The organism is Microbacterium sp. Z12_35, assembly GCF_058310475.1.
The window spans coordinates 147,389-166,897 of the sequence record NZ_JBZEGJ010000001.1 but is presented as its reverse complement, the minus strand read 5'-3'; the positions used below and the strand labels follow the sequence as shown (position 1 = coordinate 166,897).

19 protein-coding genes and 1 tRNA gene are annotated in these 19,509 nt (G+C 65.8%); 7 read left to right on the top strand and 13 right to left on the bottom strand.

What is annotated here, in order from left to right:
- Positions 1 to 11 precede the first annotated feature (11 nt).
- Positions 12 to 440, top strand: coding sequence for a large conductance mechanosensitive channel protein MscL (gene mscL / locus AC4FS1_RS00885; RefSeq protein ID WP_491151848.1), 429 nt, complete (start codon positions 12 to 14; stop codon positions 438 to 440).
- A 601-nt stretch (positions 441 to 1,041) separates the two neighbouring features.
- Here the strand turns inward: mscL and AC4FS1_RS00880 are convergent.
- Entirely contained in the window at positions 1,042 to 1,248 is a 207-nt protein-coding gene (locus AC4FS1_RS00880; protein WP_491151846.1) for a hypothetical protein, read from the bottom strand.
- Positions 1,235 to 4,933 carry an AAA family ATPase gene (locus AC4FS1_RS00875; RefSeq protein WP_491151844.1) on the bottom strand — a complete coding sequence of 1,233 codons (3,699 nt, stop codon included), beginning with the start codon at positions 4,931 to 4,933 and terminating at the stop codon, positions 1,235 to 1,237. The genes AC4FS1_RS00880 and AC4FS1_RS00875 overlap by 14 nt, the downstream gene beginning before the upstream one ends.
- A gap of 200 nt (positions 4,934 to 5,133) precedes the next feature.
- Here AC4FS1_RS00875 and AC4FS1_RS00870 point away from each other — a divergent pair, with 200 nt between their 5' ends.
- Positions 5,134 to 5,643 (top strand): methylated-DNA--[protein]-cysteine S-methyltransferase, encoded by a 510-nt coding sequence (locus tag AC4FS1_RS00870; protein ID WP_491151842.1) that lies wholly within the window; start codon positions 5,134 to 5,136, stop codon positions 5,641 to 5,643.
- A gap of 63 nt (positions 5,644 to 5,706) precedes the next feature.
- Here AC4FS1_RS00870 and AC4FS1_RS00865 read toward each other — a convergent pair whose 3' ends face one another.
- Positions 5,707 to 7,317, bottom strand: coding sequence for a monocarboxylic acid transporter (locus AC4FS1_RS00865; RefSeq protein WP_491155610.1), 1,611 nt, complete (start codon positions 7,315 to 7,317; stop codon positions 5,707 to 5,709).
- Positions 7,318 to 7,349: 32 nt separating this feature from the next.
- On the bottom strand, positions 7,350 to 7,700 hold the full coding sequence (locus tag AC4FS1_RS00860) for a DUF485 domain-containing protein (protein WP_491151840.1): 351 nt from the start codon (positions 7,698 to 7,700) through the stop codon (positions 7,350 to 7,352).
- A 139-nt stretch (positions 7,701 to 7,839) separates the two neighbouring features.
- On the opposite strand from AC4FS1_RS00860, the gene AC4FS1_RS00855 reads away from it, so the two are divergent.
- The 3 genes from AC4FS1_RS00855 to AC4FS1_RS00845 all read left to right on the top strand — a co-directional run bounded on the left by AC4FS1_RS00855 (position 7,840) and on the right by AC4FS1_RS00845 (position 9,482).
- Positions 7,840 to 8,697 (top strand): response regulator transcription factor, encoded by an 858-nt coding sequence (locus AC4FS1_RS00855; RefSeq protein ID WP_491151838.1) that lies wholly within the window; start codon positions 7,840 to 7,842, stop codon positions 8,695 to 8,697.
- A 32-nt stretch (positions 8,698 to 8,729) separates the two neighbouring features.
- Complete coding sequence (locus tag AC4FS1_RS00850; RefSeq protein ID WP_491151836.1) at positions 8,730 to 9,080, top strand: histone-like nucleoid-structuring protein Lsr2; 351 nt, start codon at positions 8,730 to 8,732, stop codon at positions 9,078 to 9,080.
- Positions 9,081 to 9,197: 117 nt separating this feature from the next.
- Complete coding sequence (locus AC4FS1_RS00845; RefSeq protein ID WP_491151834.1) at positions 9,198 to 9,482, top strand: iron-sulfur cluster biosynthesis family protein; 285 nt, start codon at positions 9,198 to 9,200, stop codon at positions 9,480 to 9,482.
- A 118-nt stretch (positions 9,483 to 9,600) separates the two neighbouring features.
- Here the strand turns inward: AC4FS1_RS00845 and AC4FS1_RS00840 are convergent, their stop codons facing one another.
- Positions 9,601 to 9,798 carry a hypothetical protein gene (locus AC4FS1_RS00840; protein WP_491151832.1) on the bottom strand — a complete coding sequence of 66 codons (198 nt, stop codon included), beginning with the start codon at positions 9,796 to 9,798 and terminating at the stop codon, positions 9,601 to 9,603.
- A 146-nt stretch (positions 9,799 to 9,944) separates the two neighbouring features.
- Between AC4FS1_RS00840 and AC4FS1_RS00835 the strand changes: the two genes are divergently transcribed.
- Positions 9,945 to 10,016, top strand: a tRNA-Arg gene (locus tag AC4FS1_RS00835).
- A gap of 218 nt (positions 10,017 to 10,234) precedes the next feature.
- Here AC4FS1_RS00835 and AC4FS1_RS00830 read toward each other — a convergent pair.
- A complete protein-coding gene (locus tag AC4FS1_RS00830) occupies positions 10,235 to 11,365 on the bottom strand; it encodes a site-specific integrase (protein ID WP_491151830.1) in 1,131 nt (376 codons plus the stop codon).
- Between AC4FS1_RS00830 and AC4FS1_RS00825 the strand changes: the two genes are divergently transcribed.
- Positions 11,355 to 11,975 (top strand): DNA/RNA helicase domain-containing protein, encoded by a 621-nt coding sequence (locus AC4FS1_RS00825; protein ID WP_491155608.1) that lies wholly within the window; start codon positions 11,355 to 11,357, stop codon positions 11,973 to 11,975. The genes AC4FS1_RS00830 and AC4FS1_RS00825 overlap by 11 nt on opposite strands.
- 457 nt (positions 11,976 to 12,432) lie before the next feature.
- Here the strand turns inward: AC4FS1_RS00825 and AC4FS1_RS00820 are convergent, their stop codons facing one another.
- The 7 genes from AC4FS1_RS00820 to AC4FS1_RS00790 form a co-directional block, all read right to left on the bottom strand.
- Positions 12,433 to 13,791, bottom strand: coding sequence for a DNA methyltransferase (locus AC4FS1_RS00820; protein ID WP_491151829.1), 1,359 nt, complete (start codon positions 13,789 to 13,791; stop codon positions 12,433 to 12,435).
- Complete coding sequence (locus AC4FS1_RS00815) at positions 13,788 to 14,663, bottom strand: ParB/RepB/Spo0J family partition protein (protein ID WP_491151828.1); 876 nt, start codon at positions 14,661 to 14,663, stop codon at positions 13,788 to 13,790. The genes AC4FS1_RS00820 and AC4FS1_RS00815 overlap by 4 nt, the downstream gene beginning before the upstream one ends.
- On the bottom strand, positions 14,660 to 15,505 hold the full coding sequence (locus tag AC4FS1_RS00810; protein WP_491151826.1) for a ParB/RepB/Spo0J family partition protein: 846 nt from the start codon (positions 15,503 to 15,505) through the stop codon (positions 14,660 to 14,662). Before AC4FS1_RS00810 ends, AC4FS1_RS00815 begins: the two co-directional genes overlap by 4 nt.
- A 343-nt stretch (positions 15,506 to 15,848) precedes the next feature.
- Complete coding sequence (locus tag AC4FS1_RS00805; RefSeq protein ID WP_491151824.1) at positions 15,849 to 16,868, bottom strand: sigma-70 family RNA polymerase sigma factor; 1,020 nt, start codon at positions 16,866 to 16,868, stop codon at positions 15,849 to 15,851.
- A gap of 60 nt (positions 16,869 to 16,928) precedes the next feature.
- Complete coding sequence (locus tag AC4FS1_RS00800; protein ID WP_491151822.1) at positions 16,929 to 17,318, bottom strand: hypothetical protein; 390 nt, start codon at positions 17,316 to 17,318, stop codon at positions 16,929 to 16,931.
- Positions 17,315 to 19,288, bottom strand: coding sequence for an AAA family ATPase (locus AC4FS1_RS00795; protein WP_491151820.1), 1,974 nt, complete (start codon positions 19,286 to 19,288; stop codon positions 17,315 to 17,317). The genes AC4FS1_RS00800 and AC4FS1_RS00795 overlap by 4 nt, the downstream gene beginning before the upstream one ends.
- Positions 19,288 to 19,506, bottom strand: a complete 219-nt coding sequence (locus tag AC4FS1_RS00790; protein WP_491151819.1) for a hypothetical protein — start codon at positions 19,504 to 19,506, stop codon at positions 19,288 to 19,290. Before AC4FS1_RS00790 ends, AC4FS1_RS00795 begins: the two co-directional genes overlap by 1 nt.
- Positions 19,507 to 19,509 lie beyond the last annotated feature (3 nt).

Here is a 19,509-nt window from a genome sequence, read left to right as displayed (position 1 = left end):
AGGAGAAGCCCATGATCAGAGGATTCAAGGAGTTCATTCTCCGCGGAAACGTCGTCGACCTGGCCGTCGCCGTCGTCATTGGTAGCGCGTTCACCGCCATCGTCAACGCCGTCGTCACCTCGATCATCAATCCCCTGGTGGCGCTGTTCTATCAAGCGGATGCGGCGGGCCAGTTCGGTCCGACCTTCACAGGCATCTACGGCCAGGAAGTCACCTTCCCACTCGGTTCGCTCCTCAGCGCCGTCATCAGCTTCTTCGCGGTCGCTGCGGTCGTCTACTTCGTGTTCGTCTACCCGATGAACCGCATCAAGGAGCGCGCCGCCGCGCGCGCCGGCATCAGCGAAGCGGCCGACGAGCCGAAGCTTCCCACTGAGCAGGAGCTTCTCGTCCAGATCCGCGACCTGCTCGAGACGCAGCGGTCGGGCGCCACGGCCCGCTGAGCCTTCCCTCCACCCCGAGCGGTTCGGGAGGAGATGGCGCTTCGGAGGACGGTTCAGGGCTTTACGACCCTCCGCACTGCACATCTCCTCCCCAGCTGCCCGCCCGGGCCGCTTCGGTCGGCAACTCGCCCGCAGCAGCCACCCCATGCCCGAGCGGTTCGGGAGGAGATGGCGCTTCGGGAGGATGCTCCAGGGCTTTACGACCCTCCGCACTGCACATCTCCTCCCCAGCCGCCCGCCCGGGCCGCTTCGGTCGGCGACGTCGCCCGCAGCGACCGCCACGCCCGAGCACTTCGGGAGGAGAAGTCACTTAGGGAGGACGTTTCAGGGCAATACGGCCCTCCGCACTGCACATCTCCTCCCCAGCTGCCCGCCCGGACCGCTTCGGTCGGCAACTCGCCCGCAGCGACCACCGCGCCCCGAGCGGCTCGGGAGGAGAAGTCACTTACGGAGGACGGTTCAAGGCAATACGGCCCTCCGCACTGCACATCTCCTCCGCAAGTGCACGCACGCACGCCTACCCACCCGCCCGGGGTGAGCACGCCACGCCCGCACGCACGCCCGCCCGCACGCACGCCCGCCCGCCCGCCGCACGCCCGCCTCAGTAATGCGGGGGGACGTCCCGCCGAAGTTGCTCGTCATTGGGTCCGCGCACCGGAACCGTGGATGCTGCGCCCGCGACCTCCGCGGATTCCTCAGCCGGCTCGTCCGCGGGCACCGGCTCGGGTGCGGTGCCGGGCGCTGGTGTCAGCTTCGCCCGGCGCGCGCCGGGGACGCGTTCGATCCGCTGGCGGTCAGTCGGGGACATCGATGGGCTGCGTCGCCGCGTCGGCGGTCGGCCCGTCCGGCTGCACCCCGAGGAGCGCGGCGATGCGAGCGGCGACCGACGCCGGGTCGCTGTACAGGTCGAAGGCGTGCACGCGGACGTAGTGCCACCCCAGGCGCCGCAGCGTCTGCGGGCGGAGGCGCAGGGTCTCGCGCAGGGAATCAGCGGCGGTCTCCGGGTCGGATTCGGCCACGACCGCCTTGCCGCCGTGCTGGGCGACGAGGGGCAGAAGACCGCGGTAGTGCACGTCGACCGCGAGGCCAAGGCGCCGCAATTCCCGGGCCAGGGCCAGGGTGAGCGGGTCGGCGAGGTCCTCGAGTCGCGCGTCGCGCCCGCGGGCGGCGAGGCCGCCGAGGATGCTCATCAGCGTGGCCGCGCCGTGCTCGAGCCGGCCGTCGTCGAAGGCCGATGGGCGGATGGAGGAGACGATGACCATCGACCGGCGCGCGCGGGTCATGCCCACGGTGAGCAGCCGCTCCCCGTCGGGGGTGGACAGGTCGCCGAAGTCGCTGAGGACCCGGCCGTGCTTGGTGAGACCGAATCCGAGCGAGAAGATGACGCGGTCACGGCTTTCGGCGACCGATTCCTCCAGCGTCAGCACGGCGAACGGCTCCGCGGTGTCGCGGGAGACGAAGTCGGCCACATCCGATCGGCCGGCGAACGCCGACTCCACGGCGGCACGGACGCGCTCGGCGTGGCGGGCGCTGGCGGTGACGACCATGAGCGACTCGGCGCCGCGGTTGACGGCGTGCTCGACGACGAGCGTCACGACACGCGCGACCTCGGCGTCGGGGCTCTCGACGGCCCCGGTGATGGGGTCGGGGGCGCCGGTTCCGCCTTCGACGTAGTCCACGCTCAGGCTGCCCCGGCCGAGGTACGACCCCGCCCACGGCAGCGACACGATCTCGCCGCCGTAGAACGCGTCGTTGACAAGCTCGGCGAGGTCTTCGCCGCCGGCGCGGTAGCTGCGGGTCAGGGTCGCGACCGGAAGAAGCTCCGCGAGCCGCTCGAACACCGAGACGCTGTCGAACGGCACCTCGTCTTCGCCGTCATCCGGGGTGAGCGTCGCGCTGACACGGAAGGCCGTGGGCTTCTGCGTGACCGGGTCGCCGAACAGCACGACCTGACGTGCCCGGCGGATGGCGGGCACGGCCTCCGCGAGGCACAGGGCCGCAGCATCCGCGATGATGACGACGTCGAACGGCCGCTCGTCGGGGATCTCCGGCACTTCGTACGGGGATGCCAGCCACACCGGCGCGAGCGTGTTCAGCAGCGTCGGGGCGGCATCGGCGAGTTCGCGCGGGGTGTTGAGTCCCCGCTTGAGCGCGTCCTTCAGGGCCGTGGCTTCAGCGGCCTCATCGACGATCCCGATGCGCCACTGCTTGGCGAGGTGGGCGGCGAGGAGGGGCCCGGATGCCGCGGCATGGGCCTCATCGACGAGACGGAAGTCGCGCTCCAGACGGTCGACGACCGTGGTGTTGGCTCCGAGGAGGGCACGGTCGGTGCGGAGGAAGTGCTCCAGCGCCGACTGCCACCACGCGAATTCGAGCTCCTGCCCGACGCGATCCTCGGGGACGTGGCGCACCGACAGCTCAACGAGAAGCGACTCCAGGCCGAGCTGCGCGAGCTCGGAGCGCAGCTTGGCGCGCTCGACGAGGTTGTCGAAGAATTCGGATTCGGCGGCGAGGCCGGCAAGGGTCCGCACCAGGCGCTGCACGGGAAGGGAGGCGAGTCGCTCCGAGCCGTCGCGGCCGAGGATCGCGTCCAGTTCGCTCAGCTCCGCGTCGACGCGCTGCCAGGCGACGGAGACGTCGGCGAGCCCGAGCGGAACCTCGGGGGTGACGCCGGCCTCGACGACGCGCTGCCACTCGGTGCGCTGCTGCTGGATGCGCACCAGCGCCTCGTACATGTCGGGGACGTGCACGCCCGGGCGCACGTACTCCTTCGACAGGCGCTTGAGCCGACGCCGATTGGGGCCGCTCATCGTGGGCGCGTCACGGCGCGGCGCGTGCGCCTGGATGAGCTCGAGCAGCGGGCGCTCGAACACCGTCGGGCTGAACCGGTCGAGCGAGTCGCGGATGCCCCGCAGCAGCCGGAGGTACTGGCCGAGTTCGGAGATCGTGTGGAACGGGCGCATGCGCGTCTGAGCGATGAGCTCGTATCCGCGCTCGAGCAGCCCCGACACGTCCTGTCGATGCAGCTTGCCCGCGAGCTTGTGCGCGGCGCGCGCATCCTCGGTGCGGGTGAACGACACCCCGTACCAAGGCGAGTCGTCGGGGCCGAAACGGAACTCTCCGAGCCGCGCGGCTGCGGCGAGCGCCGCGGATGCCTCGGCGCGGCGTCCTGCGAGCCGCTCCAGGGTGGCGAGGTCGAACCGCGCGCTCGTGGAGGGCGCGGGGGCGAGCCCGGCGATCTTGGTGAGCGCACCGAGGGTCTCGAGCACGGAGACGCCGAGCGCGGGATGCTCCGCCGTGACCGCCCCGCGATAGTCGCGCAGCACGGTGCGCAGTCGCACCAGCGCGTCGTCGATCTCGGCGACCTTGGGCTGCTCGGCCTTCTCATTGCGCCCGATGGCACGGATGAGGTCACGCCGGAGGTGCGTCGGCGAGACCGCGAGACCGGGGAGTCCGATGCCCGCGAGGCGATGCCGGATCCCCTCGAGCGTCGAGCGACGCGCGCTCACGACGAGGACGCGCTTGCCCGACTGCACGAGCTGCCCGACCGCGTTGATGACGGTCTGCGTCCCGCCGGTGCCGGGAAGCGTGTGCACCGCGAGCGAGTGCCCGGCGGCGATCCGTGCGAGCACGGCCTCCTGCTCGGCATCCGCGTCCAGAAGAAGAGTGTCGGATGCGGGAGAGCGCTCATCCGCGCTCGTCACCACCGGATCAGCCCGGCGCACCGACAGCCGGGCGCGGTCGTCCGGGTGTCCGGCGAGTGCGTTCAGCACCAGGTGGTCGAGGTCGACGGTGTCGCGCGCCATCGCCGAACCCACGTCGGCGAACGACGAGATCACCAGACGCGGGTGCACGACGAAGGTCGGGAGGTGCCGGGTCAGCGCGCGCAGGTGGTCGATGACCGGCTGCGGCTTGAAGACCCCCTGGTCGTAGGCGAGCCCCGCCAGGGCGGTGCTATCGAGCGGAATGCCGAAGTGGCCGCGGAAGGCGCGCGCCAGCTCGGGGTTCATGAAGAACGTGCCGTGGAGCTTGAGCTCGAAGTCGCCGTGGTGCCGGCGGATGGCCAGCGGCCGGAGAAGGACCGGCGCAGACCAGGTCACTCCCCCGATCTTCCACTCCGCGAGCCCGACGGCCAGGTGCACCGGCTCGATGCCGCGCGCGGTGCGCAGCTCGACGTTCTTCGCGGTGATCCGCTCGGCGGCCAGACGCGCCGACCGCAGCGCGACCTCGTCGCGGAAGAGGTTCGACAGCAGCGTCGAGCGGCCGGTGATGAACTGCGGCAGGCTGCCGGGGTGGGCCTTGGTGATGTCGATGCCCGCGTCGGTGGCGTCGTCGAAGCGCAGCAGCGTCGAGCGTCCGCCCAGCGTCGCCGCTTCCGCGCGCAGCCGATCCCGTTCGGGGTCGGCGACGTGCCGTACGCTCACACCGGGCTCCGCCACACCCAGGTCTCCAGGGTTCACGGATGCGGCGTCTCTGTCCTCTTCGCCGACCACGGCGTTATATTCACCTCGCCACACACGAGCCACAGTAGGCGCGGGTACCCCCGGTACGCCGCATCCCGCGCGGGTTTCGGGCGATTCGCAGACACGCCGGGCCATCGGGCCTTCCTCCCCAGGGGTGGCACGGGCGCCATTCGCTCACAGGTCGTCGTCGCGCAGCCCGCACCGCGGGTGTGCGCGGCCAGGATGTCAGCATGACCCGATACACCACCGCCGTTCACGACACCCCCGTCGGCGACGTGCTCCTCACGTTCGCCGACGAGCGGCTGGCGAACCTGCGCGTCGTGCACGACGATCTCGCCGCCGCGCGTGAGAGCCTCGTGCGCCTTCTCGGTACGCAGCCCGAGGAAGACCGGGATGCTGCCGCCGGAGTCGCCCGGCAGCTCGATGAGTACTTCGACGGCGCGCGCCGCGACTTCGACGTGCCGCTGGACTGGGGCTTCACCCGCGGGTTCGGGCGCGCCGCCCTGCAGGCCGTCTGCGAGATCCCGTACGGCGAGACCGCGGCCTATGGCGAGGTCGCGATCCGGGCCGGCTCCCCCGGCGCGGCACGGGCGGTCGGCACGGCGTGCGCCACGAGCCCGTTCTCGATCATCGTGCCCGTGCACCGCGTGGTCCGCTCCGACGGGTCGATCGGTGAGTACGGCGGGCATCCGGAGGTGAAGGAGTACCTCCTCCGCCTCGAACAGGAGTCGGGCGCGTAGGCCGCCCCGGCACGAGCCGAGGCCCCGGGAACGCCGTCCCCGGGGCCTCGGTCCTCGCAGGATCTAGTGCGAGGTGGCCTTCTCCGCCCCGAAGCCGGTGAGGGAGCGCACATCCATCTCCGCCGCCTTCTTCGGGTCTTCGCTGCCCTTCTTCGAGGTCATGGTGCCGAGCCAGCCGAGGAAGAACCCGAGCGGGATCGACACGATGCCCGGGTTGTTGAACGGCCAGATCGCCACGCCCGTGTCACGGAAGACGCTCGTGGGCGTGCCCCAGAACACCGGCGACAGCACGATGAGGATGACCGCGGCAGCGAGCCCCCCGTACATGCTCCACACCGCGCCGCGCGTGGTGAACCGGCGCCAGAACAGCGAGTAGAGGATCGTCGGCAGGTTCGCCGACGCCGCCACCGCGAAGGCGAGCGCCACGAGGAACGCGACGTTCTGCCCCTGCACCCCGATGCCGCCGAGGACGGCGAGGACGCCGATCACGACCACCGTGCGACGGGCGACCTTCACCTCACCATCGGGCGGCACGTTGCCCTTCTTCACGACGTTCGCGTAGATGTCGTGCGCGAACGACGCCGCCGCCGTGATCGTGAGACCTGCGACAACCGCGAGGATCGTGGCGAAGGCAACCGCCGAGATGAAGCCGAGGAGGATGGGCCCGCCCAGCTGCAGGGCGAGCAGCGGTGCGGCCGAGTTCACCCCGCCGGGCGCCGCGGCGATCGTCTCCGCTCCGACCAGCGCGCCGGCACCGTAGCCGAGCACCAGGGTGAGCAGGTAGAAGAGGCCGATCAGCCAGATCGCCCACACCACCGACCGGCGTGCTTCCTTCGCGGTGGGCACCGTGTAGAAGCGCATCAGCACGTGCGGGAGGCCGGCCGTTCCGAGCACCAGCGCCAGGGCGAGCGAGACGAAGTCCCACGGGTTGGCGCCGTACTGCAGGCCGGGGCCGAGGATGGCCTCACCGTTCGCCGAATTATCGACCGCGGCCCCGAGCAGCGTGTTGAGGTTGAAGCCGTGGATCGCCAGGACCCAGATGGTCATGACCAGCGCGCCGCCGATGAGGAGGAACGCCTTGACGATCTGCACCCAGGTGGTGCCCTTCATCCCGCCGACGAGCACGTAGACGATCATGAGGAGGCCGACGACGGCGACGACGATCGACTGTCCGAGTGTGTCGCTGATGCCCAGCAGCAGGGAGACGAGCCCGCCGGCGCCGGCCATCTGAGCCAGCAGATAGAAGAAGCACACCGCGAGGGTCGTGATGGCCGCAGCCATCCGCACGGGGCGCTGCTTCAGGCGGAACGACAGCACGTCGGCCATCGTGAACTTGCCGGTGTTGCGCATGAGCTCGGCCACGAGCAGCAGCGCGACGAGCCAGGCGACGAGGAAGCCGATCGAGTACAGGAAGCCGTCGTACCCGTTGATGGCGATCGCGCCGCAGATCCCGAGGAAGGACGCCGCCGACAGGTAGTCGCCCGAGATGGCGAACCCGTTCTGCGGCCCGGTGAAGGAGCGCCCGGCCGCGTAGTAGTCGGCCGCCGTCTTGTTGTTGCGGCTGGCGCGGATGACGATGAACAGCGTCACCGCGACGAACGCCCCGAAGATCGAGATGTTCAGGATCGGGTTGTTCTCCACCGTCTCCGCGGCGGCGTGTACGACATCGGCCATCGGCTGCTGAGCGAGCGAAGTGAGATGACGCATCATGACTGTCCCCCTTCAGCGCGCTCCAGGTCTTCCCGCAGCTCCGCGCTGAGCGGGTCGAGCTTGCGGTTGGCGTACCAGACGTACGCCATGGTGATCGCGAACGTCGTCACGAACTGGCCGAGCCCGAACAGCAGGCCCACCGTGATGTCGCCCGCGACGCGCTGCGACATGAAGTCCCGCGCGAAGGACGAGAGCAGGACGTAGACGAAGTACCAGACGAGGAACGCGATCGCGAGGGGAAACACGAAGCTGCGCTGGCGCCGCTTCAGTTCGCGAAACGGTGGGGACTCCTCGACCGCGATGTAGTCGATGGCGCCTGGGGCGGCATCGGTACGCGGATCGGACATGTGGCCTCCTTGCCTCATGGGCCCGGAGCACCGGCGGGCTCCGGAATGCGGGATGTCTGGGCGCCGCGGTGGTGCCCGGTGATATGGTCGACGCTACGAAGGCGGCGACGTGGCCGTCACCCCCGGAAGTAGGTAGTTCGTGGGAGTTGCAAGCCCCCAGCTCGACCAGGCCGATCTCGTGTCCCACGCCGTCGGTGAATTGGCGCGCCGGACGCGGTTCCCCGTGGCCTTCGGAGGTCTCGAGCGCGACGGAGCGATCCACGTCACCACCATCGTGGGGGCCCGCACCCGCAGCATCCACGGCCTGGTCGTCGAAGAGAGCCGGGGCCTCGGCGGACGCGCGTTGGTCGAGAAACGCCCCCGCCTCGCGATGGACTACCGCACGTCGCGGACGATCACCCACGACTACGACCGCGCGATCCTCGGCGAGGGGATCTCCACGCTGTTCGCCGTGCCGGTCGTCGTGACCGGGTCGGCCCGCGGCGTGCTGTACTGCGGGTCGTGGACCGAAGCCCCGGTGGGCGATGTGGTCGCGCAGCCCGCGTTCCGGGTCGCCGCTGAACTCGCCACCGAACTGCGCGTCCGGGACGAGGTCGACCGCCGCATCGCGATGCTGCCGCAGGGCAGGCCGGATGCTCCGCTCACGCCGGCGGCTCAGGAAGAGCTGCGGGAGAGTTACGCCGAACTCCGCAGCGTGGCCGCAGCCATCCGCGACGACAGCCTCCGCCAGCGGCTCGCGCAGGTCGAGCGGCGATTGGCCGCACTCTCCGGTGCGCAGGAAGGGGCGTCGGGCGAGCCGAAGGTCCGCCTGTCCGCGCGGGAGCTCGACGTGATCGCGTGCGCGGCGCTGGGCGCCACCAACTCCGAGATCGCGGCGCAGCTCGACCTCAAGGAGACGACCGTCAAGTCGTACCTGGCGGCCGCGATGGGAAAGCTCGACGCATCCACCCGCCACGCTGCCGTCACCCGCGCCCGGCGGCTCGGCATCCTCCCCTGATTTCCGCCGCCCCTCTCGCCTAAGGTGTCACCATGGCCCGCAGAATCGTGCATCAGCTCGTCGACGACCTGGACGGCACCGTTCTCGAGGTCGGGGAGGGCGAGACGGTGCTCTTCTCCCTCGACGGCGTCGCCTACGAGATCGACCTGACCGAGGAGAATGCCGCAGCCCTGAGGGACGCCATCGCGCCCTACATCCGGGCCGCGCGGTCGGTGTCGACGCGCTCCGCCTCGTCGGCCGGCGGGAGCGGGCGACCCCGGCGGCGGACCGGTCAGCAGGACTACACGGCCATCCGCGCGTGGGCGAAGGAAGAGGGCCTCTCCGTCTCGGAGCGCGGCCGGATTCCCGCATCCGTTCTCGAGGCGTACGAAGCCGCGCACTGACCCTCGCCTCTCGCGGCACCAGGTGAGAATCCCCTGGCAGTGGGCCGCGGGCGCTTGAGGTGTGCGCCGATTCTCGGAATCGTGGCTGCCTTCGAGTCCGCAACGGAAGGGGCATTCATGCTCACGCTCACCGAGCAGGCAACAACCGCCGTCAAGACCATCACCGCGCAGTTCCCGGATGTGGCTGATGGCGGGGTACGTATCCAGGGTTCCGGCGCGCCGGAGTCGGAGTTCCAGCTGACAGTCGTTCCCGGCCCCGAGCCGGCCGACGCCGTCGTGGAGAACGACGGCGCTCGCGTCTACCTCGACCTCGAGGCCGCGCTTGTGCTGGACGACCGCGTCCTCGACGCCCAGCCCGACGGCCAGGGCGGCGTGCAGTTCGCCGTCACCGCCCGCGACTGACCCGCGTCTTCCGACAGCGCCCCGGGGATCCTCCCGGGGCGCTGTCGTGTTCCGGGTGCGGGTCGGTGCGCCGGTCGCTGTGCTTGTCGAAGCGTCCGGCGCTCCGCTCAGCGTCCCGTCACTCGGTTACACGACTCCGCGTCCGGTAGGCGTGCGCGGCCACTCCCCCGGCGACGATCAATCCGCCCGACCAGAGCACTCCCCCGGCGGTCTGCCACGAGTCGTTCTCCAGGCCGAGGGTGAGGCCCATCCCGAGTACCCACGCCGTGACGGCGACGCCCCCGATCGCATCGTGACGGAACGTAGGGGCAGCCATGGAAACAGTCCACCTTACGTAGCGGCCGTGCGATAGCCCTGGCCGCCCGAGCGGCGAGGGCACTACACTCAACGGCCCGCTCGTCCCGGTGTGCACGGTGGTCTGCGCCGGGAGCATCCGGCGCGCTCAGTAGACTGGGGCCGCCAGCCTCTGTAGCTCAATGGAAGAGCAGTTCCGTCCTAAGGAAACGGTTGGGGGTTCGAGTCCCTCCAGGGGCACAACATATTTCTGCGTCTGACCAGCTGTTTATTTCGGCCAGCCTAACTAGTTTTCCGTTTTTGCCCGCTTTTTGCCCGCATTTGCGAAAGCTATGAGGCGAAAACGGGGCAGCTTCGAGGGGCATCACGACGCGTCGTTCGACGTCTCAGAACGACGAAATCGAGCGTTTCTGGTTGCGTTTGCCTCGTCGAAAAACTGAGCAATCTGCTCTCTGCGGCTACTGCGGTCGGGCGTAGCGCTTCTGCGGACCCGACGGCAGCGCCACCAACGGCATCTGGTCGTTCAGCCGAGTTGCGACCGCGTCCAGATCGTCGTCGAAGAGATCGGCGTACGTGTCCAGCGTCATCGCCGCCGACGCGTGGCCGAGCATCCGCTGCACGGCCTTCACGTTTGCGCCCGAGCTGATCGCGAGCGATGCGGCGGTGTGACGGAGATCGTGAGGAGTGACCCGCGGGATCGACGGATCGAACTCCTGCGCACGCCGAACCGCGTTCGCGAACCACCCCTTCGCCCCTGAGTTGCGCATGTGATTGACCCCATCGCCGAAGAGCAACCCTTCGGGACCCTTGCCGGCGCACGCCTGTTCGATCATCGGCGCGAGACGCTCGGGATACGGGACCGAGCGCCGCTCGTGCGTCTTGGGTGTGCCGACATGGATCTCGTACGCGATCATCACCGCGTTCTCCTCGATGACGAAGCGTCGACGAAGCCGGTTCACGCTCCGGACGCGCAGACCCGTAGCCTCGCCCCATCGCAAGCCGCAGTACGCCAGCGTCAGGACGAGCGTCGGATATGCCGAGCACGCCGCCAGCGTCGCCACCTGGTCATGTGTGAGGTAGACGCGGCGCTTGCCCGGCCCATGCCGGGGAAGGTTGCGCACCTGGCGGGCCGGGTTGCTTGCAAGACGCCGATCGTCGATGGCGACGTCGAGGATGCCGGCGAGGATTCCGAGCGAGCGGATAACGACCGTGCGCGACTTGCGCGTCGCGAGCTCTGATACCCAGTCCTGCACCTCCGAGCGTCGGATGGACGAGATCTCCCTGTCCGCCCACACCGGAGCGACGTGGTTGTTCCACGCCCGCTCGAGCGTCATGTAGTACGACGGCTTCGACATCGGCGGCTGCTTGGACCGCAACCAGCTGTCGGCGAACATGCTGACAGGAACCCGCGATAAGGCCGGGTCGATGTACTCACCCTTCGCCTTCGAGACCGTGACCATGGAGAGATACAACTTCGCCTCACGCATCGTCGTGAAACCGCGCTTCTCCGCCTCCGTTCGATCGGGCTTGCGATAGCGCACGCGGTAGCGGCGACCCTTGGGCGACTCGTACGGGGTGATGCTGCCCATCTCGACCTCCGCTCATGCCGGCTCCACGGCCAGTATCCGGGCCAGTGTCGGACATGTTGATCTTGTCGTCAACGGCCGCGAAACTGGGTGCAATGGGATGGCCGAGAACGTCGCCAAGTGTCGACGGTGGCGGGCGGGTCGCCTCCCTCCGACTGCAAGAGTAGCGATCGGCCGCGGCCTCGTCCCGCGCTTTCGACGCTCTGTGCTCGGTCCTCCGCTGCGCTCCGGCCCTGCGCTGTGCGAGTCGATTCGACGCGTCTTCAAGAAGACGCCGAACCTACACCCATCGATGGTCCTCTCACCGTGGGATGTGGGGCTCGGAGACGCCGGCGTGATCATCGGACCCGATCCGCGGTACGACCCTGAGCCGGACCAGGCGTTTATCGACCGTGAGTCATACCGAGATAAGAAGGGCAGTGAGAACAACCCCGCCTCGAAGTTGTACTCCGACGACCTGCTCCAGTACATCCGTAAAATCTACGGCGTCCTGCTGACGCGTGGAGTGATTGGTACGTACATCTGTGTCTGTGACTCTGCGTTGCGCGACTACATGAAATCACGCCTGCGGCTAGCGGATCAGGCTCCTGTACGGTGTTGGGGATGCTCTTAGCTATCCTGGCGACGCCTCCTAAACGCACCTCGGGTCGCCGAACAATGCAACGCGTCGAGATGGCCGCCCGGCTCTTGAGTTTCGAGTCGACCAGAGTTGTGAACCTGTTGAATGTTCCCACCGATGACGTTACTGATATCGCAACCGTTGGGCGTCAGGAACTCCCGTGGCTCGCCTCCCGAGATGCCCTTCGTGACGGGATAGATGCTGCCGACGCCGTCCTTCTGGCGTGGGGCGCATCTGAGCCGAGTGGCGTCGCCCGCGGTCACTTCCGGGAACAGGTTTCCTGGGTGGAGGGACTCATCATGTCTCGCTGCATCGATGGCTGGACCGTTGGGCTTTCTGCGCGACACCCATCCCGATGGCAACGGTATACCGCTGCCCAAAGCGGGTCGATGTCATTCGAAGTCGCGCTCCATGGCGCTTTCACTCGGAGGTTCGCTGGATCGCGCGGGGACTAGCGTCTAGCCGCTAGGCGAACACGTTCGTGCGCGGCATCGGGGCCAGCGTCGCGATACGGCTCTTCCCAGCTGACGTCGTGGTCCCTAATTCGTGGTTTGCCGTCCTTGTGCGCGAGGACTAGCGTGCAGTCTCGGTTGGTCGCCTGCCCCTTTGTCTCACCCCAGATGCGGCTGACCTTATTCTGCGTGGGAAGATCGTCTTCGATCATTTCGAGCAATCTCAAGTTTGTGTGTGCAGAGAGGTCATCCCAGAGCTGCGCAGCTAACGGTAGGGGCTCCTTGCCTGGATCTGCGACGTCGCCAATTACGAACGCTGCTACTCCGTCCGGCGCGAGGCTCTCCTGAGTGCTCAGGAACGTTCGAAGCATGAAGGCCTTATATGCGTCGTATGAATGCCCGTGATCCAGCACTGCATCGAGCTTCTTCCTGCCAGCGCCGCTGTCTCGGCCGACGTCGTCGACGCCGAGCAGCCAGAGCCGAATCCAGTTTGCCGCGGCGTAGTTGACGACTCTGAGGTAGGGCGGCGAGGTGACTACGAGGTCAACGCTCTTAGGTTCAATCGGACCGTCGCTCATCAGCGTGGCGGCATCGAGATGATGGGCAGCGCCTGCTGGTCCGGTGACATCGTCGAGGTATAGCCTCGCGAGCTTGTCCCTCAAACGCTCAAACACATCCTGTTCGATCTTCTCCAGAGAGTGCTCGCGTATGAACTTCTCGACGTATCGAGGGGACATACTGAACGTGTTGGGCATGCTGATGCTTAGGTACTGGGAGGTGCCGTCTCTTCTCCACGAACCATGCATAATTCCTGCCAGTGCGCCCCCGACCATCAGCTCTTTGGGCGCCCATTGGGTGATGGGCTTGCTCAGCAGATTCGATCGAATGAAGCACAATTGCGCAAGCGTTTTCTCGTGATACAGCATCGCGATGTCGGGCGAAACTGCTGAATCGACGGTTCCGCTCGCGCGATACGAGCGCTCCAGTTGATCCACATACGCGTTGATCTCCTCCCAGGATGGAGGATTTGCCTTGGCGGCGGTTAGTACATAAGCGAGCGGACTGAGATCGTTGCCAACTGCCCTGCGACCTTCGACCCGCGCTTGGAGGGCAGTCGTGCCTCTACCGCTGAAGGGGTCTACGACGAGATCCCCGGGCTCTGAGTATCGCTGGATGAAGAAGTGTGCAACCTTCGCAGGGAACATGCCGTGGTATGAGCACATGGTGTGCATCGAATGGCCCCATCGGGGGCTCACGCTGTGCCACAGGTCGCCTGCCGACGTAGTGCCGCCGTCAACCGATCCCACATCTGCTGACTCAAAGAAGGCGTCGCTTGACCAGTCGACGTTGACAGTCACGCTAGAAACTCTCGGATGCTGGAGGCGGCGGAGCGAAGCACAGGAGCCGACGATTCGCATGCCACTCGCTCGAGTTGCGCCATCGCGCGCGCGCGCGTAATTAGTCGCTTGGAGCCGTCGGCGCCGGACCCTTTGCGGAGTCCGAGGTCCCGCTTCGCCAGGCGAACTTCCGCATTCACTCGATAGAACTCCGGCGGAAGCGCGTCCGTCGCTCCCTCCACAAACTTGATGGGGAAGCGGACGTAGTCTCCGCGCCGGGCGGCCAGCGTCACGCTGGTGATCCATGGTTCTGGATCGAGGTCGCCGGTGAAACTTTCGCGAAGAACCTTCGCAAGACCATCCGATGTAAGTCGTAGCCAGGCGTAAGGATTAGAGGCTGGTAGAACGCCTACATCCATCAGTTCGACGATCCGCGCAAACAAACCACCCCTCTCCAAGAGGCGCCATAGTCCGGTGTAGTTCCGAAGCGTTGCAGGCGACACGCCGATGTAGCGAGCGATGTCCGCCTTCAAGATGTTCTCGCTCTCATGGAGATGCTCGACTAGCACAGCCATCTGACTGGGGAGTAGGTCTTGGTAGATGTCCGATTGGAAACGAAATTCGAACCGTCGGTCATAATCCAGCACGTAGACCGGGATACTGACGAATCGTTCCGGGTGCTTCTCTCGGATCGCTCGAATGGCGCGCAGCCGGAGCGCACCGTCGATGACCGTGTATCCTCCCTCAGGATTCACCGCGACTTTGAGAGGCTCGGCGAGCCCTATCTCCATCAGCGAAGACTGGAGCCTCTCCTCGAACGATCGCGCACTGCCAGTCCGAGTGAGTTCCGGGCTGAGGGAGAGGTCTTCGGAAGTGACATAGACGTGGTTCATCGTGCACTCACAACGAGGCTATTGGACTCGGGAAAGTCGGTCGGCAGTTGACTGGCCACCTCTTGGAGCCGGTCCTTGAATGACCCGGGTGGAGTGCTCTCGAGGGCTTTGCAGATCCAGCCCAAGAGCAGGAGACGTTGGGCAGCGAATGCTGGACCAAGGTCGGAGAGTCTCTGCCAGCCGATGGCAATCAACAGACTCTCCAGGTCCTTCGCGCGGATAGACGTGGAGATGACTGCGGAGAGAGCCGCTTCTCTTTCTTCTGAGCGGACGTGGCGACTAACAACCGCATGCACGGCAAGAGTGACTTCACCCTTGTTGAGCGCTGAGACCTCACCCTGGGTAGCTCCGTCGAGCTGAGCTAAGAGTCGACGTACTGTCGCGGCAGACAGGCCGAATCGCCGAGCGATGCTTGATGTCTCTTCGCCGGCTTCCCGAGCGCGGTGGATGAGCAGCGCCCGGTCAACGGGACGCATCTTCAGTCGCGCCACGTTCTCGACAAGAAATTGCTGAACCTTTTCGCGTTCCGCGTAGTCCTCACCGACCACGATGGCTGGGACGGTCTCTAGTCCGAGTAGGCGGCATGCAAGAGTTCGCCCTTCACCCTTGATCAGCAGGTAATCGCCGCTGCCGTCTCGTGACGGTCGCACCGTGATTGGCGTCAGTACCCCAAACTCGGCAATTGATCTCTGGAGCTCGCGGTGCCCCTCGCGGTCGCGTTTCCGTCCTAAGCCTGTCTCAGGCCTGATCCTTGCGACGGGAACATCTCGCACCGGCCTTGCATCGACCAAATCCGGCATGGGGGCGCGGTTGCGTTCAGTATCTTCTTTCGTCGTGGTCACGTCTCCGCCTTCTGTCCTCCGTCGATACTCGCAGGTTGCTGCGACGACACGACGCATTGAACGGGGCGGTACTCAAATCTGACCTCCGCGTTCGCGGCCAAGGCTACGTGGGACCGCTGACACGACAATCTTGGGTCGTTGGGCTCCACCAACTCACCGGCGCCAAGGGCATGTCCTTCTCGCGCTTGGGCTCGGTACGGAGAGTGCAGCCGTCGCCCGACGTCGGCGGATTTGCCCGCAGTCGCTGTTCAAGCAGACGTTACCGGGCAATATCACGTGAACAACACGGCTGCTTACTCGGCCCCCCGCCGGTCGGACGCTACTCGACGCTTGTCCCGCGCCATCAGCGTCTCCGGGGTCGCACGACCGGCGGACCTGCTGGTGCAACTGCCGCTCTGCCGCGCAGCGCAACCATCGCCTTCTTTTCCAGCTGACGGATGCGCTCCCGCGTAACATTCCAGACCTCGCCGATCTCTTCCAGCGTCTCAGGGCCATCGAGGTCATCTCTTAGGCCGAACCGGCGCTGGATGATGTCGAGGGATCGCTGATCAAGAACCTCTAGAAGGCCGCCAATTTGCCTCTCTCGATCAATGCGATCCTCTACCGCGCTCAGACCTCCGTCCCACGAAGCGTCCTCGCCACGATCGAGCATCGCCTCGATTGACGCGAGGTCCAGGGCGCGATCGGCAGCTTTGCGCGCCTTGTCGCTCGGCACACCGTCCGAAGACGCCAGTGCCTCCCACACATGGACCGGCAGTCGAATGATCATCACATCGTTGGCGCGCCAGCGTTGGATGGCTTGCCTGACGTGCCACGAAACGAACGTGCTCAGCTTGTATCCCAACCGGTAGTCCCAGCCTTGCAGGCCTCGCATGAGGCCGATGCAGCCAACCTGAAAAGCATCTTGGGCCCAGTCACTGTCGACTGAACGTGCGACCCCTTTGGACCAGTGGAAGACCAGGCGGAGGTTAGTCAGAACCAGCCAGGTCCAGGCGTCGTCGCCCCGTTGAATGAGCGTATGAAGCGCTGCAAGCTCGCGTCGGGAGGAGGTTTGGTGGTCGAGCCGTTCTCGCCGATCCCTGGCAAGGAGCCCGATCTCGACGCGACGTGCTGCCTCTTCGATGAATGAGTCATCCGTCTTCGGAAGTGCAGTGAGAATCTGTTGGTACCAGGCGAAGTCGGATCCACGTCGGTCGTGATCGCCTCGGGTTGGGCGGCTTTGGCGGCTAGTCCTCAGTGCAGTGGGCGCCGGAGTGCGCCCGAGTAGAGTGTCGACTTCGGCGGCTAGGGCGGTCTCCGCAAGTTGCGGATCAGTGGCAAGAAGTTGATCGAGGAAAGTCTGAGCAGCCGTCTGCGCGTCCACCTCCCACCCCTCGTCCCCCCCACTGAGGAGGTCGCCAGTCATCAACTAGGAACGCCTGCGCTAGTCGATTTCAAGCTCGGCAAGCTCGTAGATCTCGGATAGCGGGTACCCACCAGTCCTGACTTTCTCGGCGATGTATGCGGTGCCGGCGTTGCCGAGTTGTGCAAGGAGACGCACGGGAGTGTTGGTTGGCACATACCAGCCGAGGAACTCCAGCACTTGGAGGTTCACGCTGCCCCGATTCCACATCGTTCCGGTGGAAGGGGGCGCCTGCTCGGGATCGAGGCCCTTTCGCAGTGCGAGCATCGCCGCAGCCTGAAATGCACCAATGGAGGTCTTGAAATGGCCCTGGCGGACGAGCGCCTCCAGTACTTCGCGGTTGGACGCGGAAGGCCCGAAGGTACGCCGATCGTCGTCTTCCGGCTCGGGAGACTCGTAAGTGTCGCTCATGCGACGGACACCTCTGATCGGCTCGGAGATACTCGGTCAATCATGTACTCGCGGCCGATCTTGCCGCTCAGGATTGCAGCGTCGCGAGTGGGGTCGTACTCACCCGACTGAACAAAAAGAATGACTTGTCGATCAAACGCGCTCACCCACTCCAAGATGGCGCGGCGATGGCCGACGTCCAGACGGCCAAATGGCGTGTCCATCACCATGGGGGCTTCATCTACGGAACACTCACCAAGTGCTCCGATGAACGCCATCGTCAGTATCTGATTGGCGCCAGCGGAGATCATGCTCAGCGGCCGCTGCTGGTGATCCGTTACCGCAAGGTGGTAGTCGTCGCTGATCGCGACGCCCGAGTATTCCTTCTCCGTTGTGAGCTTTCTGAAGAGTTCGCTCGTGGCCGCCTCGACGCGTTGGCGCATGGCGCCACGAAACCCAGCGAATGAGCGTCCAACGATGTCCACGCCTTCTGTCGCCATCGCTTGGAGACGACGGTCGATTGGGTCGACCTCGGGCTGTTCCGCGAGCTTGCTGCCAAGCTTGTTCGCTTCTGCTTTCGCTGTCGTTCGTTTAGCCTCGAGCCCGACGATCGCACTCGCTATCCGCGTCTTCGTGTTCCGCAGGTCCAGATAGTTGCGCTCGAGTACGTCAATTTCGACGTTGGTGCCGACGAGTTGGTCCGAGATCGCTCGGATTTCCTGACGACGCTTGTCGTTCTTGAACGCTTCCTTGCGCACATCCAACTCTTGGTTGTGAATCCACTCGAGCACGCTAGGGGCGGCAGCGTACTTACGCAGGCGAGTTCGTCTCAGCCGCAGATCGTCAAGTTTACGCGTTGCAGTTTCGTTGAGGCTTTCCCGGAGCTTATCGAGCTCGGCTGATAACTCGTCGAGGTTATGTGTCTCTACAGGTTGGCCACAGCTCGCACATGTGCCCGTGGCGATCTGTCCTTCCAGCTGTTCGATCTTAAGTCGGGTCACAATCTGACCACGTTCGAGCGCCTCCGCCTCAACAATCTGCTCGTCAACGGTTTCGATTTCATTGAAGAGCCTGTCGGCCATTGGAAGCCACCAGACGGCTTCTGCGCGTTCAGCGATGGCACCTCGATAGTCTTCGATGGTCGCCACGGAGGCGTCTAGTTCCTTCTCGAGGCTCTTCCGGCGATGGTAAGCGTCCTTTATCTCATCGACCTTCGCGAGTTGGGCTTCGACGTCCTCTATCTGTCTTGACACTTGCTCGTCGTGTTCGCGCAGCTGCACCAAGTTGGCATCGATGGCATTGAGTTCTTCAACTTTGGCCCGGTACGCGTCACTGTCCTTGTCGTGAGCTTTTGCTCGGCGAACAACCTGGTCGATCGCGGAGTTGACCTCACCTAAGACGGCATCGAGATCCTGCCCAAGTTCGGTGAGGAACGGAAGGCCTAGCGCGCGCTCCACCTGCGCTCGGACGAACCCTTGAGGCGCGGACCGTTCTTCGCGCAGACGTTCCTCAAACCGATTGAGCATCTCGCCGTCAAACAGGAAGAAATCTGATATCTCACGGCTGAGTATGCCGTTGATGACATCTGGGACCTGGGAGGCGGGATAGGGCGCACTTCCCGTGGGGATCAAGTCGACCTTTGGGGCCTGAACGCGAGCGCGTCCGGGCCGATCCTCCGTTGCGGTTGATGTCCGGTAGAGGGTGTACTCACTCCCGGCGTGCGAGAACTTCAGGCGCACACCGAAGTCAGTCTCGCCGGCAGTCAACGCATCGATGTTGACCATCCGGCCTACGTCGAGCTGTGTGCGTCCGTCTTGCTCGCGAATCTCGCCGTACAGAGCCCAGATGATCCCGCGGAGCAGACTGGTCTTGCCACGCATATTTTCGCCACGAAACAGGATCACCGGGGCGTTTGAATCCACGCTGAGCGGGATGCTGTGCACCCCGAAGAATGGGCCCCAGTTGATCAGTTCGAGTTCGGTGAGCTGCATTAGGACTCGTCTCCTGCGCGCCCGGATTCGACGAGAATGGCGCGAACTTGACGGCGGATGTCGCGTCGGTCACCGACATGTGAGCGGTTGTCCCAAGCGAGGGTGACGAGACGGTCCCACGCATCTTCGCCGATCAGTACGGCTTCTGAGGTCGCACACGACTCGAGGATGGCGTAAAGCGCCTCTTGGCGCGGCGAGGGCTTCTGCGGGCTATCCATGAC

Bases quoted from the DNA above. Each gene is read 5' to 3' on its own strand.
- AC4FS1_RS00850 (WP_491151836.1), top strand. From the start codon at position 8,730: ATGGCCCGCAGAATCGTGCATCAGCTCGTCGACGACCTGGACGGCACC.
- AC4FS1_RS00860 (WP_491151840.1), bottom strand. From the start codon at position 7,700: ATGTCCGATCCGCGTACCGATGCCGCCCCAGGCGCCATCGACTACATC.
- AC4FS1_RS00795 (WP_491151820.1), bottom strand. From the start codon at position 19,288: ATGCAGCTCACCGAACTCGAACTGATCAACTGGGGCCCATTCTTCGGG.
- AC4FS1_RS00825 (WP_491155608.1), top strand. From the start codon at position 11,355: ATGCTGCCCATCTCGACCTCCGCTCATGCCGGCTCCACGGCCAGTATC.
- mscL (WP_491151848.1), top strand. From the start codon at position 12: ATGATCAGAGGATTCAAGGAGTTCATTCTCCGCGGAAACGTCGTCGAC.
- AC4FS1_RS00790 (WP_491151819.1), bottom strand. From the start codon at position 19,506: ATGGATAGCCCGCAGAAGCCCTCGCCGCGCCAAGAGGCGCTTTACGCC.
- AC4FS1_RS00865 (WP_491155610.1), bottom strand. From the start codon at position 7,317: ATGGCCGATGTCGTACACGCCGCCGCGGAGACGGTGGAGAACAACCCG.
- AC4FS1_RS00800 (WP_491151822.1), bottom strand. From the start codon at position 17,318: ATGAGCGACACTTACGAGTCTCCCGAGCCGGAAGACGACGATCGGCGT.
- AC4FS1_RS00815 (WP_491151828.1), bottom strand. From the start codon at position 14,663: ATGAACCACGTCTATGTCACTTCCGAAGACCTCTCCCTCAGCCCGGAA.
- AC4FS1_RS00830 (WP_491151830.1), bottom strand. From the start codon at position 11,365: ATGGGCAGCATCACCCCGTACGAGTCGCCCAAGGGTCGCCGCTACCGC.
- AC4FS1_RS00845 (WP_491151834.1), top strand. From the start codon at position 9,198: ATGCTCACGCTCACCGAGCAGGCAACAACCGCCGTCAAGACCATCACC.
- AC4FS1_RS00880 (WP_491151846.1), bottom strand. From the start codon at position 1,248: ATGTCCCCGACTGACCGCCAGCGGATCGAACGCGTCCCCGGCGCGCGC.
- AC4FS1_RS00870 (WP_491151842.1), top strand. From the start codon at position 5,134: ATGACCCGATACACCACCGCCGTTCACGACACCCCCGTCGGCGACGTG.
- AC4FS1_RS00840 (WP_491151832.1), bottom strand. From the start codon at position 9,798: ATGGCTGCCCCTACGTTCCGTCACGATGCGATCGGGGGCGTCGCCGTC.